The 17,815-nt window shown below is 70.4% G+C and carries 15 protein-coding genes; 11 read left to right on the top strand and 4 right to left on the bottom strand.

All coding sequences use genetic code 11. The features are described 5' to 3' along the window. The first annotated feature begins 121 nt into the window (after positions 1 to 121). A complete protein-coding gene (locus CW359_RS32440; RefSeq protein WP_105973774.1) occupies positions 122 to 1,540 on the top strand; it encodes a sugar porter family MFS transporter in 1,419 nt (472 codons plus the stop codon). A 124-nt stretch (positions 1,541 to 1,664) separates the two neighbouring features. Here CW359_RS32440 and CW359_RS32435 read toward each other — a convergent pair whose 3' ends face one another. Together CW359_RS32435 and CW359_RS32430 are read right to left on the bottom strand one after the other, a co-directional pair. Beyond that, positions 1,665 to 2,042: a hypothetical protein gene (locus tag CW359_RS32435; RefSeq protein ID WP_105973773.1), complete on the bottom strand. Its 378-nt coding sequence runs from the start codon at positions 2,040 to 2,042 to the stop codon at positions 1,665 to 1,667. 56 nt (positions 2,043 to 2,098) lie between these two features. Continuing rightward, positions 2,099 to 3,070, bottom strand: coding sequence for an LLM class flavin-dependent oxidoreductase (locus tag CW359_RS32430; protein ID WP_105973772.1), 972 nt, complete (start codon positions 3,068 to 3,070; stop codon positions 2,099 to 2,101). 146 nt (positions 3,071 to 3,216) lie between these two features. Here CW359_RS32430 and ftsY point away from each other — a divergent pair, with 146 nt between their 5' ends. Then, positions 3,217 to 4,419, top strand: coding sequence for a signal recognition particle-docking protein FtsY (gene ftsY / locus CW359_RS32425; RefSeq protein WP_105973771.1), 1,203 nt, complete (start codon positions 3,217 to 3,219; stop codon positions 4,417 to 4,419). Positions 4,420 to 4,535: 116 nt separating this feature from the next. Here ftsY and CW359_RS32420 read toward each other — a convergent pair whose 3' ends face one another. Continuing rightward, a complete protein-coding gene (locus tag CW359_RS32420; protein ID WP_105973770.1) occupies positions 4,536 to 5,210 on the bottom strand; it encodes a bifunctional DNA primase/polymerase in 675 nt (224 codons plus the stop codon). Between the two features lie 459 nt (positions 5,211 to 5,669). Here CW359_RS32420 and nsdA point away from each other — a divergent pair, with 459 nt between their 5' ends. The 5 genes from nsdA (at position 5,670) to ffh (ending at position 13,310) form a co-directional block, all read left to right on the top strand. After that, positions 5,670 to 7,151: a transcriptional repressor NsdA gene (nsdA, locus tag CW359_RS32415; protein WP_105973769.1), complete on the top strand. Its 1,482-nt coding sequence runs from the start codon at positions 5,670 to 5,672 to the stop codon at positions 7,149 to 7,151. 309 nt (positions 7,152 to 7,460) lie between these two features. Further along, entirely contained in the window at positions 7,461 to 8,801 is a 1,341-nt protein-coding gene (locus tag CW359_RS32410; protein WP_105973768.1) for an ammonium transporter, read from the top strand. Then, positions 8,798 to 9,136 carry a P-II family nitrogen regulator gene (locus CW359_RS32405; RefSeq protein WP_105973767.1) on the top strand — a complete coding sequence of 113 codons (339 nt, stop codon included), beginning with the start codon at positions 8,798 to 8,800 and terminating at the stop codon, positions 9,134 to 9,136. The genes CW359_RS32410 and CW359_RS32405 overlap by 4 nt, the downstream gene beginning before the upstream one ends. Before the next feature lie 28 nt (positions 9,137 to 9,164). Next, positions 9,165 to 11,633 (top strand): [protein-PII] uridylyltransferase, encoded by a 2,469-nt coding sequence (locus tag CW359_RS32400; protein WP_105973766.1) that lies wholly within the window; start codon positions 9,165 to 9,167, stop codon positions 11,631 to 11,633. A gap of 120 nt (positions 11,634 to 11,753) precedes the next feature. Further along, positions 11,754 to 13,310, top strand: a complete 1,557-nt coding sequence (gene ffh, locus CW359_RS32395) for a signal recognition particle protein (protein WP_105973765.1) — start codon at positions 11,754 to 11,756, stop codon at positions 13,308 to 13,310. Between the two features lie 153 nt (positions 13,311 to 13,463). Here ffh and CW359_RS32390 read toward each other — a convergent pair whose 3' ends face one another. Beyond that, on the bottom strand, positions 13,464 to 14,324 hold the full coding sequence (locus CW359_RS32390; RefSeq protein ID WP_105973764.1) for an SAM-dependent methyltransferase: 861 nt from the start codon (positions 14,322 to 14,324) through the stop codon (positions 13,464 to 13,466). Positions 14,325 to 14,522: 198 nt separating this feature from the next. Here CW359_RS32390 and proS point away from each other — a divergent pair, with 198 nt between their 5' ends. The 4 genes from proS to CW359_RS32370 all read left to right on the top strand — a co-directional run bounded on the left by proS (position 14,523) and on the right by CW359_RS32370 (position 17,798). Beyond that, positions 14,523 to 15,938 (top strand): proline--tRNA ligase, encoded by a 1,416-nt coding sequence (gene proS / locus CW359_RS32385; protein WP_105973763.1) that lies wholly within the window; start codon positions 14,523 to 14,525, stop codon positions 15,936 to 15,938. Between the two features lie 251 nt (positions 15,939 to 16,189). After that, a complete protein-coding gene (locus CW359_RS32380) occupies positions 16,190 to 16,792 on the top strand; it encodes a hypothetical protein (protein WP_105973762.1) in 603 nt (200 codons plus the stop codon). A gap of 344 nt (positions 16,793 to 17,136) precedes the next feature. Beyond that, on the top strand, positions 17,137 to 17,556 hold the full coding sequence (gene rpsP, locus CW359_RS32375) for a 30S ribosomal protein S16 (protein WP_105973761.1): 420 nt from the start codon (positions 17,137 to 17,139) through the stop codon (positions 17,554 to 17,556). 2 nt (positions 17,557 to 17,558) lie between these two features. After that, positions 17,559 to 17,798, top strand: coding sequence for an RNA-binding protein (locus tag CW359_RS32370; RefSeq protein WP_105973760.1), 240 nt, complete (start codon positions 17,559 to 17,561; stop codon positions 17,796 to 17,798). Positions 17,799 to 17,815: the final 17 nt, after the last annotated feature.

The following is a 17,815-nucleotide window of genomic DNA, read 5'->3' as shown; positions in this document are numbered from 1 at the left end:
CACAAATTGGCAGTCGATGCCTCTCATCTCACACTGGGCCCCCTCTTGACTTCGAAACTTGAAGGAATAGTCTCGGCAACGTAATTTTTACCTTCAGGTACCACCTACCTGGGAGTCGTACGTGACCAGCGCTGAGCAGACAAGCAAGTCGGGAGCCGGGACGGCTCACCCCGAGCATCTCGGGCATGTCATCTTCATCGCGGCGGCGGCTGCGATGGGCGGTTTCCTCTTCGGCTACGACAGTGCCGTGATCAACGGCGCCGTCGAGGCCATCCGGGGCCGTTATGACATCGGTTCCGCCGCTCTGGCGCAGGTCATCGCCATCGCGCTGATCGGCTGTGCGATCGGCGCCGCCACCGCCGGACGTATGGCCGACCGCATCGGCCGTATTCGCTGCATGCAGATCTCCGCCGTGCTGTTCACGATCAGCGCCGTCGGCTCCGCGCTGCCCTTCGCGCTGTACGACCTGGCCTTCTGGCGGATCATCGGCGGCTTCGCCATCGGCATGGCCTCCGTCATCGGTCCCGCCTACATCGCCGAGGTGGCCCCGCCCGCGTACCGGGGACGGCTCGGCTCCTTCCAGCAGGCCGCGATCGTCGTCGGCATCGCCATCTCGCAGCTGGTCAACTGGGGCATCCTGAACGCGGCCGGCGGTGACCAGCGCGGTCAGCTGCTGGGCGTCGAGGCCTGGCAGGTCATGCTCGGTGTGATGGTCGTACCGGCCGTGCTGTACGGGCTGCTGTCCTTCGCGATCCCCGAGTCGCCGCGCTTCCTGATCTCCGTCGGCCGGGACGAGCGCGCCCGTGAGGTGCTGCGCGAGGTCGAGGGCGACGGCATCGACATGGACGCCCGGGTCGCCGAGATCGAGCACGCCATGAAGAGCGAGCACAAGTCGACCTTCCGGGACCTGCTCGGCGGCACCTTCTTCTTCAAGCCGATCGTCTGGATCGGCATCGGGCTCTCGGTCTTCCAGCAGTTCGTCGGCATCAACGTCGCGTTCTACTACTCCTCGACGCTGTGGCAGTCGGTCGGCGTCGACCCGACGGAGTCGTTCTTCTACTCCTTCACCACGTCGATCATCAACATCATCGGCACGGTGATCGCGATGATCTTCGTCGACCGGATCGGCCGCAGGCCGCTCGCGCTCATCGGCTCGGTCGGCATGGTCGTCGGGCTCGCCCTGGAGGCCTGGGCCTTCTCCTTCGACCTCGTCGACGGCAAGCTGCCCGCCACCCAGGGCTGGGTCGCCCTGGTCGCCGCCCATGTCTTCGTCCTCTTCTTCGCCCTCTCCTGGGGTGTGGTCGTCTGGGTCTTCCTCGGCGAGATGTTCCCGAACAGGATCCGCGCCGCCGCCCTGGGCGTGGCCGCCGCGGCGCAGTGGATCGCCAACTGGGCCATCACCGCGAGCTTCCCGTCCCTGGCCGACTGGAACCTCTCCGCGACCTACGTGATCTACACGTTCTTCGCCGCGCTCTCGATCCCGTTCGTGCTCCGGTTCGTCAAGGAGACGAAGGGCAAGACGCTGGAGGAGATGGGGTAACCCACGCCTCCCCCCGACTCGGGGAGGCGGGCCAAGTCCCCGCTGCCCGCCTCCCCGTACCTCCCGCCGTCCCGGCTCGGCCACTGCCCGAGCCGGGGCGGCGGTCCCCGTACGTCACCGGGTTTCACCAGATGAGGACGCCGCCGCCGATCTCCAGGGCCTTGTGGGCGCTCTCCTCGATGATCCGCAGCCGGTCCTCGATGCCCTCGCGGTGCTCTGCCAGGGTCCGGGGCCGCTCCGTGCCGGCGGCGACCGCGTCCAGGTGGGTGCGCAGGAGGGAGACCTCCTGCAGCAGGGCCGGCACCTCCTCGGCCTCGACATAGAGATCGGCGTCGGCCAGTTGCGGCAGGAGGCGGGCGCCCAGCGCGCGTACCGGCTCCGATCCCCACACCGTCCTACGCCATGACTCGAAGCCGCCCGACTGGTACACGTCGGCAGGCACTTCGAGCAGCCGCAGCTTTCCGCTCGGCTCGCGGACGAACACTTCCACCAACAGGCTCATGACCGCAGGGAACCACTCGCGGACCCGACCGGACCACCGGATTTCGCAGGAGCAGGTCAGCCGCCCAGCGCCGGTACCACCCGCTCCCCGAACAGCCGCAGGCTCCGCCAGCCCTCCTCCACCGGCATCCCGCCCGACAGCGGATGCAGTACGTAGTTGTCCAGACCCTGCGCCACGCACTCCTCCGGCGTCAGGATCCGGTAGACGCCCTCGGCGCGCAGCTCCTCCACCGTCGTCGCCGCCGACTTCACGGCCGAGCGGATGTCGCCGGACTGCCAGGAGGCGTAGGTGCGGGCCTCGTGCAGGAAGTGGTGGCCGTGTTCGGACCAGGTCCGGTCCGGGTCCTCGGCGATGTGCAGGAGCGGGGTCTCGGCGGCCGGCATCATCGTCCAGCCGTCGGTGCCGTACTCGACCAGGCGTTCCTTGTAGTAGGCCTCCAGCTCGGGCAGGTGCGCGCTGGGGAAGAGCGGGAGGCCCAGGCGGGCGGCTCGCCTCGCCGCCGCCTTCGAGGAGCCGCCCACCAGGAGGAGCGGGTGCGGGGCGGTGTACGGGCGCGGGGTGACCCGTACCGTACGGCCCCGGTACTCGAACTCCTCGCCGGTCCAGGCCTTGAGGAGGGTCTCAAGCAGCTCGTCCTGGAGCTTGCCGCGCCGCTTCCAGTCGGCGCCGAAATGGGCGTACTCCTCGGGGCGGTAGCCGATCCCGGCGACCGTGACCAGGCGTCCGCCGCTCAGGAGGTCCAGTACGGCTATGTCCTCGGCGAGTCGCAGAGGGTCGTGCAGTGGGCCGATCACCGCCGACACCGTCACCGCGATCCGGCGCGTCGCCCCGAACACCGCTCCCGCGAAGGCGAACGGCGACGGCAGCCAGTTGTTGGCGACGCCGTGGTGCTCCTCGGTCTGGACGGTGGTGATGCCGTGGGCGTCGGCGTACGCGGCCATCTCGATCGCGGCCTGGTAGCGGGCGCGGAGGTCGGCGGGGGTGGCGTCGGGGGCGACCAGGTTGAAACGTACGACGGTGACGGCCATGGGTGTCCCTTCCGGCGGGTGTGCCGGGGGAGATTAGCTGACGGTGTGTCAGATCGCCAGGGGTAGCGGCAGAGGTAGGGAGAGGGGGCCGGGCGGGCTACCGGGGACGGACGCCGCGGAGGGCGGTCGCGCATACTGGTGCCGTTATGGAAACCGTCATCCTTGCTGTAGTCATCGCCGTGGTCGTGCTCGGTGTGCTCGGCGGGCTTGTCGTCGGCAGCCGCAGGAAGAAGCCGCTGCCCCCGGCGCCCCCCACGACACCCGACCTCACCGCCCCTCCGGCCGAGCCGCACATCGGCGACGAGGCCGAGACGCCGCGCGACGAAGCGCGCCGCACGATAGAGGAGGTGGATCTTCCCGAGGCGGGGGACGGCGCGGCCGTCGCCGTGGAGGAGCCTCCCTCCGCTCCCGTGATCGAGGTCCCGGAGCCCACCGCCGGGCGGCTCGTCCGGCTGCGCGCCCGGCTCTCCCGGTCGCAGAACGCGCTCGGCAAGGGGCTGCTCACGCTCCTCGCGCGCGAGCACCTCGACGACGACACCTGGGAGGAGATCGAGGACACCCTCCTCACCGCCGATGTCGGCGTCACGCCCACCCAGGAGCTGGTCGAACGACTGCGCGAGCGGGTGCGGGTGCTCGGTACGCGGACCCCTGAAGAGCTGCGCGGGCTGCTCCGTGAAGAGCTGCTCAAGATTCTCGAACCCGGGTTCGACCGGGCCGTGAACACCGACTCGCCCCTCGACACCCCGGGCATCGTGATGGTCGTCGGCGTCAACGGCACCGGCAAGACCACCACCACCGGCAAGCTCGCGCGCGTGCTCGTCGCCGACGGGAAGAACGTCGTCCTCGGTGCCGCCGACACCTTCCGGGCCGCCGCCGCCGACCAGCTCCAGACCTGGGGCGACCGGGTCGGGGCCCGTACGGTGCGTGGTCCTGAGGGGGGTGATCCCGCCTCCATCGCCTTCGACGCCGTCAAGGAGGGCATCGAGGCCGGCGCCGATGTCGTGCTCATCGACACCGCGGGGCGGCTGCACACCAAGACCGGGCTCATGGACGAGCTGGGCAAGGTCAAGCGCGTCGTCGAGAAGCACGCCCCGCTCGACGAGGTGCTCCTCGTGCTGGATGCCACGACCGGGCAGAACGGGCTCGTGCAGGCCCGGGTCTTCGCCGAGGTCGTCGACATCACCGGCATCGTGCTCACCAAGCTCGACGGCACCGCCAAGGGCGGCATCGTCATCGCCGTACAGCGCGAACTGGGCGTACCGGTGAAGCTGATCGGGCTCGGCGAAGGGGCCGACGACCTGGCTCCGTTCGAGCCGGAGGCGTTTGTTGACGCACTTATCGGCGACTGAACGGCCGGAGTGCCCGGGAGAGCCACCACCTGCTCAAAAAGTAGGTGCTCCAGCAAGGAAGAGGCCCGCCGCATGGTGCAGATGCGGTGGGCCTCTCGTTTCGGTGAGGTCCGGCGCTACGCCCGCGAGCGGTGCGCCACATACGCCAGTGTGCCCAGCAGCAGCCTCGCCGCCGGAGGCCGCGTCGCCGTGTCCAGGGCCGGCGGGCGCAGCCAGGTGACCGGGCCCAGGCCGCCCCGGTCGGACGGGGGCGCCGTCAGATACGTACCCGTGCCCAGGCCGTGCAGGTCGAGGGACGCGTCGTCCCAGCCCATGCGGTAGAGGAGTGCGGGCAGTTCGGCGGCGGCGCCGGGGGCCACGAAGAACTGGGCGCGGCCCTGCGGGGTGGCCGTGACCGGGCCGAGGGGGATGCCCATGCGCTCCAGCCGGACCAGGGCGTGCCGGCCGGCCGGTTCGGCGACCTCGATGACGTCGAAGGCGCGGCCCACGGGGAGCATGACGGCGGCGCCGGGGAACTGGCCCCAGGTGTCCATGACCTCGTCGAGCGTGGCGCCCGCCGCGACCCGGGGCGCGAAGCCCAGCGGGTGTGCGCCCGGCGCGGGACAGCCCGTCAGACCGCAGGAACAGGCGCCGCCCGCCGCGCGGGCGCCGGCCACCACGTCCCAGCCCCAGAGGCCCGTGTACTCGGCCACCGCGGTGCACTCCGAGGACGACCGGCCACGGCGGCGCGTGCCCGTCCGGATCTCGCGGATGCCCCGGCTGCTGCCGATGCTGCCGATCGTGAAGCCCATGCCCCCTCCAACGGGTCCGACGCGCCGGTGGTTACGAACCGCGTGCGGAACGTGACCCTGTGTTTCCGACTGCCCGGCACCCCTGCCCGCCACGACCTGTTCCAGTCGGCGCCCGGAGGTGCCCCGGGTAGTGCGTTCGCCGGCGCGCGCCCTCGTGTGCATCGCTCCGCCCACTCCCGGCTGTCCTCTGTCAAGTGAATCCTGTGCGGGCGTCCGGGAGTTCATTCGAAGGGGTGGCGAATGGTGGCGTTTCCTGGATCGCCATGGCTAGAGCCGTGATCGTAGGATTACTTTGAGTGCACGAGGCCTGAGGGTGCATGCGCTTGTGGGTATGCCGGAGGCAAGTCGGGTTCCCGTTCGAAGGGTGAGAACCGGCGGACGCGAAGCCTATTTACCGGCATTCTGATAGGGCTTGGCGCACTCGGCGTACAAGTGGTCTCAGGGAATGGGGGCGTTCCAGTGGGCGGCAACAGCGGAAGCGCGACGACCTCGGCAGGCGCTGACAAGCGGCCGAACGAGCTGCTCGGCTCGTGGTTCGTGCGCAGCGGCTGGTCCAAGGGCGAACTGGCGCGCCAAGTCAACCGCCGGGCCCGCCAGTTGGGCGCCAACCACATCTCCACCGACACCTCCCGGGTGCGGCGCTGGCTCGACGGCGAGAACCCGCGCGAGCCGATCCCGCGCATCCTGTCCGAGCTGTTCTCCGAGCGCTTCGGCTGCGTCGTCTCCATCGAGGACCTCGGGCTGCGCACCGCCCGCCAGTCCCCGTCCGCGTCCGGCGTCGACCTGCCCTGGACCGGACCGCAGACCGTCGCCCTGCTCAGCGAGTTCTCCCGCAGCGACCTGATGCTGGCCCGGCGCGGCTTCCTCGGCACCGCGCTCGCCCTCTCCGCCGGACCGACCCTGATCGAGCCCATGCAGCGCTGGCTCGTCCCCGTGCCCCCCGCCCCGCCCGAGGAGCCCGAGCACCCCGCCGCGCCCCGGGTCGGCCGGCTCTCCAAGCCCGAGCTGGAGCTGCTGGAGTCGACCACCGCGATGTTCCGGCAGTGGGACGCCCAGTGCGGCGGCGGCCTGCGCCGCAAGGCGGTCGTCGGCCAGCTGCACGAGGTGACCGACCTCCTCCAGGAACCCCAGCCCGACTCCACCACCCGCAAGCTGTTCAAGGTCGCCGCCGAACTGGCCGAACTGGCCGGCTGGATGTCGTACGACGTGGGGCTCCAGCCGACCGCCCAGAAGTACTTCGTCCTCGCGCTGCACGCGGCCAAGGAGGCCGGGGACAAGCCCCTCGGCTCGTACATCCTGTCGTCCATGAGCCGCCAGATGATCCACCTCGGCAGGCCGGACGACGCGCTCGAACTGATCCATCTCGCGCAGTACGGCAGCCGTGACTGCGCGAGCCCCCGCACCCAGTCGATGCTGTATGCGATGGAGGCACGCGCATACGCCAATATGGGACAGCCCGGAAAGTGCAAGCGGGCCGTTCGTATGGCCGAGGACACGTTCGCGGACGTACACGATTGGGACGAGCCCGACCCCGACTGGATCCGCTTCTTCTCCGAGGCCGAGCTGTGCGGCGAGAACTCCCACTCCTTCCGCGACCTGGCCTATGTCGCCGGCCGCAGCCCCACCTACGCCTCCCTGGCCGAGCCGATCATGCGCAACGCCGTCGACCTGTTCGCGAAGGACACCGATCACCAGCGGTCGTACGCGCTGAATCTGATCGGCATGGCCACCGTCCACCTCCTCCAGCGCGAGCCCGAGCGGGCCACGGTGCTGGCCGGTGAGGCCATGGTCATCGCCAAGAAGGTGCGCTCCGAGCGGGTCAACACTCGTATCCGAAAGACCGTCGACACGGCTGTACGCGATTTCGGGGATCTCACCGAGGTCGTCGACCTGACGAACCAGCTCGCCATCGATCTGCCCGAGACCGCCGAGGCGGTCTGAAACCCCGGAACCCCGGCCGCGGCAGGCCTTCCCGACAGCCCGACTCGGCTCCCCCGCCAGGTCATCGGAAGGCCCGCCGCGGTCGGCTCAGGGGCAGGGGTGAAGGTTGCGCCACGATAACGATCGGCGCGTCCGAGATCTGCCAGTTCATCGATCCGTAACACGCAAGGCACCTTCGTCACTGCGGCGAAACATCGAGGGGCGTCCACCGAAACGGCGCTGCGCCAATCTCTGGCCCATAACCGGCCCACCCCTCAATCCGCTCAGGCTTCGCCCGCACGGGGCCGTACCAATGACGAGGAGACGCCGATGGCATCAGCCGCCATCACGCTAGCCGCAGACGCGCCCACGCTGTCTGCCGCCAACACCGGGTTCATGCTGATCTGTTCGGCCCTGGTGCTGCTCATGACCCCCGGACTCGCCTTCTTCTACGGAGGCATGGTCCGGGTCAAGAGCACTTTGAACATGCTGATGATGAGTTTCATCAGCATCGGCATCGTCACCATCCTGTGGGTGCTGTACGGCTTCTCCCTCGCGTTCGGCACCGACAAGGGCAGCCTCATCGGCTGGAACTCGGGCTGGGTCGGCCTCAGTGACATCGGCACCGCCGACCTCTGGGACGGCTACACCATCCCGATCCTGGCCTTCATGGTCTTCCAGATGATGTTCGCCATCATCACGCCCGCCCTGATCAGCGGTGCCCTCGCGGACCGCGTCAAGTTCACCGCCTGGGCGCTGTTCGTCGCCCTCTGGGCCACGATCGTGTACTTCCCCGTCGCCCACTGGGTATGGGGCGCCGGCGGCTGGGCCTTCGAGCTCGGCGTCATCGACTTCGCCGGTGGTACGGCGGTCCACATCAACGCGGGTGCCGCGGCGCTCGGCGTGATCCTGGTCATCGGCAAGCGGGTCGGCTTCAAGAAGGACCCGATGCGCCCGCACAGCCTCCCGCTGGTCATGCTCGGCGCCGGCCTCCTGTGGTTCGGCTGGTTCGGCTTCAACGCCGGCTCGTGGCTGGGCAACGACGACGGCGTCGGCTCGCTGATGTTCGTCAACACGCAGGTCGCCACCGCCGCCGCCATGCTCGCCTGGCTCGCCTACGAGAAGATCCGCCACGGCGCCTTCACCACCCTGGGCGCCGCCTCCGGCGCGGTCGCCGGTCTGGTCGCCATCACCCCCTCGGGCGGCGCGGTCTCCCCGATCGGTGCCATCGCGGTCGGCGTCATCGCCGGTCTGCTCTGCGCCATGGCGGTCGGCCTCAAGTACAAGTTCGGCTACGACGACTCGCTCGACGTCGTCGGTGTCCACCTCGTCGGCGGTGTCGTCGGCTCCCTGCTGATCGGCTTCTTCGCCAGCGGCAAGGGCCAGTCCGACGTCCAGGGCCTCTTCTACGGCGGCGGCCTCGACCAGTTCTGGAAGCAGTGCGCCGGCGTCTTCGCGGTCCTCGGCTACTCCCTCGTCGTCTCCGCGGTCCTCGCCTTCCTCCTCGACAAGACGATCGGTATGCGCGTCTCCGAGGACGACGAGATCGCCGGCATCGACCAGGCCGAGCACGCCGAGACCGCATACGACTTCAGCGGCGCCGGTGGCGGCGCGGCCCGTACGTCCGTCACGGCGGCCGTCGGTGGCGAGAGCAAGAAGGTGGACGCATGAAGCTCATCACCGCCGTTGTGAAGCCCCACCGGCTCGACGAGATCAAGGAGGCCCTCCAGGCCTTCGGGGTCCACGGCCTGACGGTCACCGAGGCGAGCGGCTACGGTCGTCAGCGGGGCCACACCGAGGTCTACCGCGGCGCCGAGTACACGGTCGACCTGGTACCCAAGATCCGTATCGAGGTCCTCGCCGAGGACGACGACGCCGAGGGTCTGATCGACGTCATCGTCAAGGCGGCCCGGACCGGCAAGATCGGTGACGGCAAGGTCTGGTCCGTCCCGGTCGACACGGCCGTCCGGGTCCGGACCGGCGAGCGCGGCCCGGACGCGCTCTGAGGCAGGAAAGAAGAACAGGAGTCGCTGGGTGACGAGTACGAACGTGCGTAAGGATGCAGAGGACTCCGGACCCAGCGGCTATGCGGCGGCCCGGCTGCGTCTCCTCACCGAGGGGACGCGGTCCGGGCCGCCGCGCCGTGCGGCCCTCGCCGAACTGACCGACGACTGGCTGGCCGGCCTGTTCACGGCGGCTGCCGAAGGCCTGCAAGGACTCCGCGGGGTCTCCCTGGTCGCCGTCGGCGGCTACGGCCGGGGCGAACTCTCCCCGCGCAGCGACCTCGACCTGCTCCTCCTCCACGACGGCGGCGACTCCGCCGGGGTCGCCGCCCTCGCGGACCGCCTCTGGTACCCCGTCTGGGACCTGGGCCTCGCCCTCGACCACTCCGTCCGCACCCCCGCCGAGGCCCGCAAGGTCTCCGGCGACGACCTCAAGGTGCAGCTGGGCCTGCTGGACGCCCGCCACCTGGCCGGCGATCTCGGCCTCACGGCAGGACTGCGCACCGCCGTCCTCGCCGACTGGCGCAACCAGGCCCCCAAACGCCTCCCCGAACTCCAGGAACTCTGCGCCGAACGGGCCGAACGCCAGGGCGAGCTGCAGTACCTCCTCGAACCCGACCTCAAGGAGGCCCGCGGCGGCCTCCGCGACGCCACCGCCCTGCGCGCCGTCGCGGCCTCCTGGCTCGCCGACGCCCCGCGCGAGGGCCTCGCCGACGCCCGCCGACGCCTCCTCGACGTCCGCGACGCCCTCCACCTGACGACGGGCCGCGCCACCGACCGCCTCGCCCTCCAGGAGCAGGACCAGGTGGCGGCGGAACTCGGCCTCCTCGACGCCGACACCCTTCTCCGCCAGGTGTACGAGGCCGCCCGCGTCGTCTCGTACGCCAGTGACGTCACCTGGCGCGAGGTGGGGCGCGTGCTGAGATCACGCGCCGTACGCCCGCGCCTGCGCGCCATGCTGGGCGGCGGCAAGCCGGTGGCGGAACGTTCCCCCCTCGCCGAGGGCGTCGTCGAACAGGACGGCGAGGTGGTGCTCGCCCGCGCCGCCCGTCCCGACCGCGACCCCGTCCTCCCGCTCCGCGCAGCCGCCGCAGCAGCCCAGGCGGGCCTCCCGCTCTCCCTGCACGCGGTGCGCCGCATGGCGGTGGCGGCCCGCCCGCTGCCGACCCCCTGGCCGGCAGAGGCCCGCGAACAACTGGTCACGCTGCTCGGCTCCGGCCGCCCGACCATCGAGGTCTGGGAGGCGCTGGAGGCCGAGGGCCTGATCACCCACCTCCTCCCCGACTGGGAGCGCGTCCGCTGCCGCCCGCAGCGCAACGCCGTCCACATCTGGACGGTCGACCGCCACCTGATCGAAACAGCGGTGAGGGCCTCCGAGTTCACCCGCCGGGTCAGCCGCCCCGACCTCCTCCTCGTCTCCGCGCTCCTCCACGACATCGGCAAGGGCTGGCCGGGCGACCACTCCGTCGCCGGGGAGATCATCGCCAAGGACGTCGCAGCCCGCATCGGCTTCGACCGCGCGGACGTGGCGGTACTGGCGACACTCGTACGGCACCACCTCCTCCTCATCGACACCGCCACCCGGCGCGACCTGGAGGACCCGGCCACCGTGCGCTCGGTCGCCGAGGCGGTCGGCTCGCAGAGCACCCTGGAACTCCTCCACGCGCTCACCGAGTCCGACGCCCTTGCCACCGGCCCGGCCGCCTGGTCGACCTGGCGCGGATCGCTCGTCGCCGACCTGGTCAAGCGCGTCGCAGCCGTCCTCGCCGGGGACGCCCCCGAGGAGCCCGAGGCAGCCGCCCCCACCGCCGAACAGGAACGCCTCGCCATCGAGGCCTTCCGCACGGGCGGCCCGGTGCTGTCACTGCGCGCCCAGACGGAGTCCCCGGCGGAGGCGGCAACGGAGGAGGAACCCTCGGGCGACCCCGAACCCCTGGGCGTGGAACTGCTGATCGCCGTACCCGACCAGCCGGGCGTCCTGCCCGCGGTGGCCGGCGTGCTGGCGATGCACCGCCTGACCGTCCGCACGGCGGAACTCCGCGCACTGGACCTCCCCGACGGCGTCGAGGGCGCGGTCCTGCTCCTGGACTGGCGGGTAGCGGCGGAGTACGGCTCCCTGCCCCAGGCGGCCCGCCTGCGCGCCGACCTCGTACGGGCGCTCGACGGCTCCCTGGACATCGCGGGCCGCCTGGCGGAGCGCGACGCGGCGTATCCACGGAGGCGGGGCGTGGTGGCGCCGCCGGCCCGGGTGACCGTACATCCGACGGCTTCGCGGCTGGCCACGGTGATCGAGGTGCGCGCGCAGGATGCTCCGGGGTTGCTGCATCGGATCGGGCGGGCGCTGGACGATGCGGGGGTTCGGGTGCGGAGTATGCATGTGAGCACGCTGGGGTCGAATGCGGTGGACGCTTTTTACGTCACCGGCAGCGAGGGTGCGCCCCTGCCGGGGGGCGAGGCGTCCGCGGTGGCCCGGAAGCTGGAGGAGACGCTGCGGGCGTGAGCGCCCGGACGTGTTCCTGTCCCCGCCCGCTGAATCAGCGGGCGGGGACGAATTGCTTGCAGGGCCCGATACCCTGGAGAACAGCCCACTCTGCCCCCTACTCCGAGGACCGACGCCGCCGTGTTCGATACTCTCTCCGATCGCCTCCAAGCCACCTTCAAAACGCTCCGGGGCAAGGGCCGGCTTTCCGAGGCGGACATCGACGCGACGGCCCGCGAGATCCGTATCGCGCTCCTCGAAGCGGACGTGGCCCTGCCGGTCGTGCGGACGTTCATCAAGAACGTCAAGGAGAGGTCGCTCGGGGCTGAGGTCTCCAAGGCCCTCAACCCGAGCCAGCAGGTCCTCAAGATCGTCAATGACGAGTTGGTGACCATCCTCGGCGGCGAAACCCGCCGCCTCCGCTTCGCCAAGAACCCCCCGACCGTCATCATGCTGGCCGGTCTCCAGGGTGCCGGTAAGACGACTCTCGCGGGCAAGCTCGGCAAGTGGCTCAAGGACCAGGGACACTCGCCCCTCCTCGTCGCCGCCGACCTCCAGCGCCCCAACGCCGTCAACCAGCTGAGCGTCGTCGCCGAGCGGGCCGGGGTCGCGGTCTACGCGCCCGAGCCGGGCAACGGGGTCGGGGACCCGGTCAAGGTCGCCAAGGACTCCATGGAGTTCGCGAGGACCAAGGTCCACGACATCGTGATCGTGGACACCGCAGGCCGCCTCGGTATCGACGCCGAGCTGATGCAGCAGGCCGCGGACATCCGGGATGCCGTGAGCCCGGACGAGATCCTCTTCGTCGTCGACGCGATGATCGGCCAGGACGCGGTCAACACGGCCGAGGCCTTCCGGGACGGTGTCGGCTTCGACGGTGTCGTCCTGTCGAAGCTCGACGGTGACGCCCGCGGTGGTGCCGCGCTCTCCATCGCCTCGGTGACCGGCAAGCCGATCATGTTCGCGTCGAACGGCGAGAAGCTCGACGACTTCGACGCGTTCCATCCTGACCGGATGGCCTCCCGCATCCTCGACATGGGTGACCTCCTCACCCTGATCGAGCAGGCGGAGAAGACGTTCAGCCAGGAAGAAGCGGAGGCCATGGCCTCCAAGCTGGCGTCCAAGAAGGGCCAGGACTTCACCCTGGACGACTTCCTGGCCCAGATGGAGCAGGTCAGGAAAATGGGGTCGATCTCCAAGCTCCTCGGCATGCTGCCCGGCATGGGGCAGATCAAGGACCAGATCAACAACCTCGACGAGCGCGACGTCGACCGCACGGCGGCCATCATCAAGTCGATGACGCCCGCCGAGCGCCAGGACGCGACGATCATCAACGGCTCGCGCCGCGCCCGTATCGCCAAGGGCTCCGGTGTCGACGTCAGCGCGGTCAAGGGCCTGGTCGAGCGGTTCTTCGAGGCCCGCAAGATGATGTCCCGCATGGCCCAGGGCGGTGGCATGCCGGGGATGCCCGGGATGCCGGGCATGGGTGGCGGCCCGGGTCGGTCGAAGAAGCAGCCCAAGCAGGCCAAGGGCAAGCAGCGCTCCGGCAACCCGATGAAGCGCAAGCAGCAGGAGCAGGAGGAGGCCGCGCGCAGGGCCGCCGGTGCCCAGGGGGCTCCGGGCGGCGCGTTCGGTCTGCCGGGTCAGCAGGGCGGCCAGGACTTCGAGCTGCCGGACGAGTTCAAGAAGTTCATGTGAGAACCCGATGAGCTGATCACCGAATATCCGTACGTCGTTCAGGGCGCCCCTCTCCGGAGGGGCGCCGTCGCGCTTTCTGTGCGTGCCGTGCCCGTGCCCGAGGCGTACCGGGTCGCCGGGATCGCGCGTCTGGGCAAGGGCGACTGAGCCGGTTCACGCCGTGCGGGCGATGAGGTACCGGAAGACGTTCGGCATCCAGATCGTCCCGTCCCGCCGCTGGTGCGGGTGCAGGGCCTCCGCCAGTTCCTTGTCGACCTGTTCCTGGCCGGCCGCGGTGATCGCCGCGTCGAAGATCCCCGTCGACAGCAGTCCGCGTACGGCGCTGCCCAGGTCCGCGTAGCCGAACGGGCAGGCGACCCGCCCCGAGCCGTCCGGGCGCAGGCCGGCCCGCTGGGCGACCTCCTCCAGGTCGTCGCGGAGGGCGGGGCGCCAGCGGCTGCCCGGGACGCGCAGGGGTTCCGCGAGGCGGGTCGCGACGCGCAGGGCGGCCGACGTGGCGCAGCGCTCCGGTGGGCCCCAGCCCGCGAGCACCACCGGGGTGCCCCGGCCGACCTGCGGTACGGCCGCCGCGAGTGTCCCGGCGAGGCCCTCTTCGGCGCCCGCCGGTGAGCCGATCGGCTCGAAGGCGGTCACCAGGTTGTACGGGGGAGTGTCCGCCTCGCCGGGTCCCCCGGGGAGGCGCGACAGGAGCCGGGTGTCGGCACGCGCGTGTGTGCCCGGCGGTTCCGGCAGTAAACGCTCCCGGGCGAGGCTCAGCCGTTCCGGTGATGCGGCCTCGACGCCGGTGACGGCGGCGCCTCTGGAGGCGGCCATCAACAGGGCCAGGCCCGCGCCGCAGCCGAGGCCGAGGAGCCGGGTGCCGGTGCCCACTTCGAGCCGTTCGTAGACGGTCTCGTAGAGCGGTACGAGCATGCGCTCCTGGATCTCCGACCAGTCACGCGCGCGTGCGCACAGGTCCACGCGGGTCGCCGGACCCGTATGAGGCTGGTGCTGCCGCACGAGCGTAGGTGTCATCGAAAGCGCCCCAATCCGCCGAGAGTTGCCGCTGTGATCGATGTGGTGGCCCCCGTGCAGTGCGCTCGCACTTCCCCCGTATGCCAGGAAACTCCGCACCCGTCCTGCCGTCCAGGGGTTGTGGAGCCGAGGTTGTGCGCCGGCTGTGCTCACGAAAAGAATTCACATGCCGGCAACGTGGGCCCGTAGCATCGCGTCATGGCAAAGGCACCCGTACTCACGCCGCAGGCAATTGACTTCCCCCGCTGGTACCAGGATCTGGTCGGCAAGGCGGAGTTGGCCGACAACGGCCCGGTGCGGGGCAGCATGGTCATCCGGCCGTACGGCTACGGCCTGTGGGAGCGGATGCAGGCCGAGATGGACGCGCGGATCAAGGAGACGGGCGCGCAGAACGCCTACTTCCCGCTGCTGATCCCGCAGTCGTACTTCACCAAGGAGGCCGAGCACGTCGAGGGGTTCGCGCCGGAGCTTGCCGTGGTCACGCACGGCGGCGGCAAGGATCTCGACGAGCCCGTGGTGGTGCGTCCCACCTCCGAGATGATCGTCAACGACTACTTCTCGAAGTGGGTGCAGAGCTACCGCGACCTGCCCCTGCTGATCAACCAGTGGGCGAACGTGGTGCGCTGGGAGCTGCGCCCCCGGCTGTTCCTGCGCACGACGGAGTTCCTGTGGCAGGAGGGGCACACCGCGCACGCGTCCCGGGAGGACGCCCGGGAGTTCGCCGCGCACATCCACCGGGAGGTCTACGAGGACTTCATGGTGAACGTCCTGGCGATGGACACGGTTCCCGGTCGCAAGACGGTCAAGGAGCGGTTCGCGGGCGCGATCAACACACTCACCCTCGAAGGCATGATGGGCGACGGCAAGGCGCTCCAGATGGCGACCAGTCATGAGCTGGGCCAGAACTTCGCCAAGGCGTTCAACACCCGCTTCCTGTCGAAGGAGGGCCGGGAGGAACTCGTCTGGCAGACGTCCTGGGGTTCGACGACCCGGATGATCGGCGCCCTGGTGATGGCGCACGGCGACGACGACGGCCTGCGGGTGCCGCCGCGGCTGGCCGCGATCCAGGCCGTGATCGTGGCGGTGAAGGGCGACGAGGCGGTTCTGGCCAAGGTCCGCGAACTCGGCGACCGGCTGAAGGCGGCGGGCGTACGCGTGCGCGTGGACGACCGTACGGACGTGCCCTTCGGCCGCCGCGCCGTCGACTGGGAGCTGAAGGGCGTGCCCGTGCGCGTCGAGGTCGGCCCCCGTGACCTGGAGAGCGGCACGGCGATGCTCGTCCGCCGCATCCCGGGCGGCAAGGAGCCGGTGGCCCTCGACAGCCTCGTACGACTGCTGCCCGCTGTCCTCGAAGAGGACCAGGCGCTGCTGCTGGCCCAGTCGCGCGAGCGGCGGGAGGCGCGTACGGCGGAGGTGTCGACGTTCGGGGAGGCCGTCGAGGCGGCGACGGCCGGCGGCTGGGCGCGGATTCCGTGGGCGGTGCTCGGCGAAGAGGGCGAGGCCAGGCTGGGTGAGCACGGGGTGACCGTACGGTGTCTGGTCGCGGCGGACGGGTCGGTGCCGGACGCGGACGACGCACCGGGTAACGTCGCGGTCGTCGCGCGCGCTTACTGACGTAGGGGCGAGAGCGACCGAAACGCCTCTTGCGCACCCGACGACCCCAGGTGCCCCGGCGTGCGGACGGCGTCTACACGCCGGGTCGTACGTGGGGCTACGCACCGGCTTGGTATGAGCTGTGAGGCTTCTCCGCAGATCAGCGCACCCGCCCTCGTCCGGACGCATCAGCGGCAACTGACGGGTACGTGCAAATTATTTGGGATGGCCCGGAATCGGAACACAGCGGCACTCAGGCTCGTTGTCATTACGTGAGCACGACACAGACACCACCTGTTCTCGCCGCAGAACTGGCGCAGGCGTGGGCCGACATTCAGCGGTACCACCCCGAGCTGCCCGATCTTGCCGCGCCCGAGTCCCTGATCGGAGAGTCGTCGTCCGCCTGCGGGCACGCCCTCTCCTTCGAGCGACTGCTTCATGAGGCAGTCCATGGCATCGCCGCCGCCCGCGGAGTCCGCGACACCTCCCGGGCCGGCCGCTACCACAACCGCAGATTCCTCGCGATCGCCGAGGAGCTGGGCCTGGACCACCCCGAGGAACCGCATCCCAGCAGCGGCTTCTCGCTGGTCACGCTCAACCCCGAGGCCAAGCGGCGCTACCGCCCCACCATGGAGCGGCTGCAGCGCGCGCTGAAGGCACACACGGTGGCCACCTCCGCGGACACGACCCGCGCCTTCCGCGGCCCGGCCGCGCGCCATGGCTCCTCCGGGGGCGGGGTGCGCGTGAAGGCCGTCTGCGACTGCGGTCGCAACGTGCGCGTCGTCCCGTCGGTGCTGGCGCAGGCGCCGATCGTGTGCGGGGGCTGCGGCAAGCCGTTCAGAATCCCCGAGATCGTGGGCGCGGGCGCCGCGTGAGGCTCCGCTCCGTCGCGTGATCGAGCCCGGCATCTCGTGGGTGCCGGAGGAACACGTGGGGAAGATGTTCGCCGGGGTGCCGCCGGGGGCGGCACCCCGTACAGCTCCGGGCTGCGCGACGCGCCCGGACGGCACTCGTACGCCGGGTGCCTCTGAGGCGTGCGCCCACGTACCCTCCGGTGCAGGCGGCCCGCAGGGTGTGGCAGAATGGCCAGCTGTACTCGACAGCCGCACAGGAACCCTCTCGCCTCCGGCTGACGCGTCCATCGGGCACTCGGGTACCGCAACCCCACGCGGCAATCTCGCCGTGCCCAACCACGTCAAATCCAGGAGAACCCACTCCCGTGGCAGTCAAGATCAAGCTGAAGCGTCTGGGCAAGATCCGTTCGCCTCACTACCGCATCGTCGTCGCCGACTCCCGTACCCGCCGTGACGGCCGGGCCATCGAGGAGATCGGCCTGTACCACCCGGTGCAGAACCCCTCGCGCATCGAGGTCGACACCGACCGCGCGCAGTACTGGCTGGGTGTCGGCGCGCAGCCGACCGAGCCGGTTCTCGCCATCCTCAAGCTGACCGGCGACTGGCAGAAGTTCAAGGGTCTGCCCGCCCCGGCCCCGCTGCTCGTGGCCGCTCCGAAGGCCGCGCGTCCGCTGTTCGAGGCCCTTGGCGGCGACGACACGGGCAAGGGTGAGGCCATCACCCAGAAGAAGAAGGCTGAGAAGAAGGACGAGGCCGCGGCCGAGTCCACGTCGACCGAGGCCTGAGCATGCTCGAGGAGGCTCTCGAGCACCTCGTGAAGGGCATCGTCGACAACCCCGACGAAGTGCAGGTGGCCTCGCGCACCCTGCGTCGCGGGCGCGTTCTGGAGGTCAGGGTCCATCCCGACGACCTCGGCAAGGTGATCGGCCGCAACGGCCGTACCGCACGTGCCCTGCGCACCGTCGTGGGTGCCATCGGCGGACGCGGTGTCCGGGTCGACCTCGTCGACGTGGACCAGGTTCGCTGATCACACGCAGCACCGGC

It is taken from the genome of Streptomyces geranii (genome assembly GCF_002954775.1).
Taxonomy (GTDB): domain Bacteria; phylum Actinomycetota; class Actinomycetes; order Streptomycetales; family Streptomycetaceae; genus Streptomyces; species Streptomyces geranii.
This window is presented reverse-complemented; position numbering and strand designations above follow the sequence as displayed.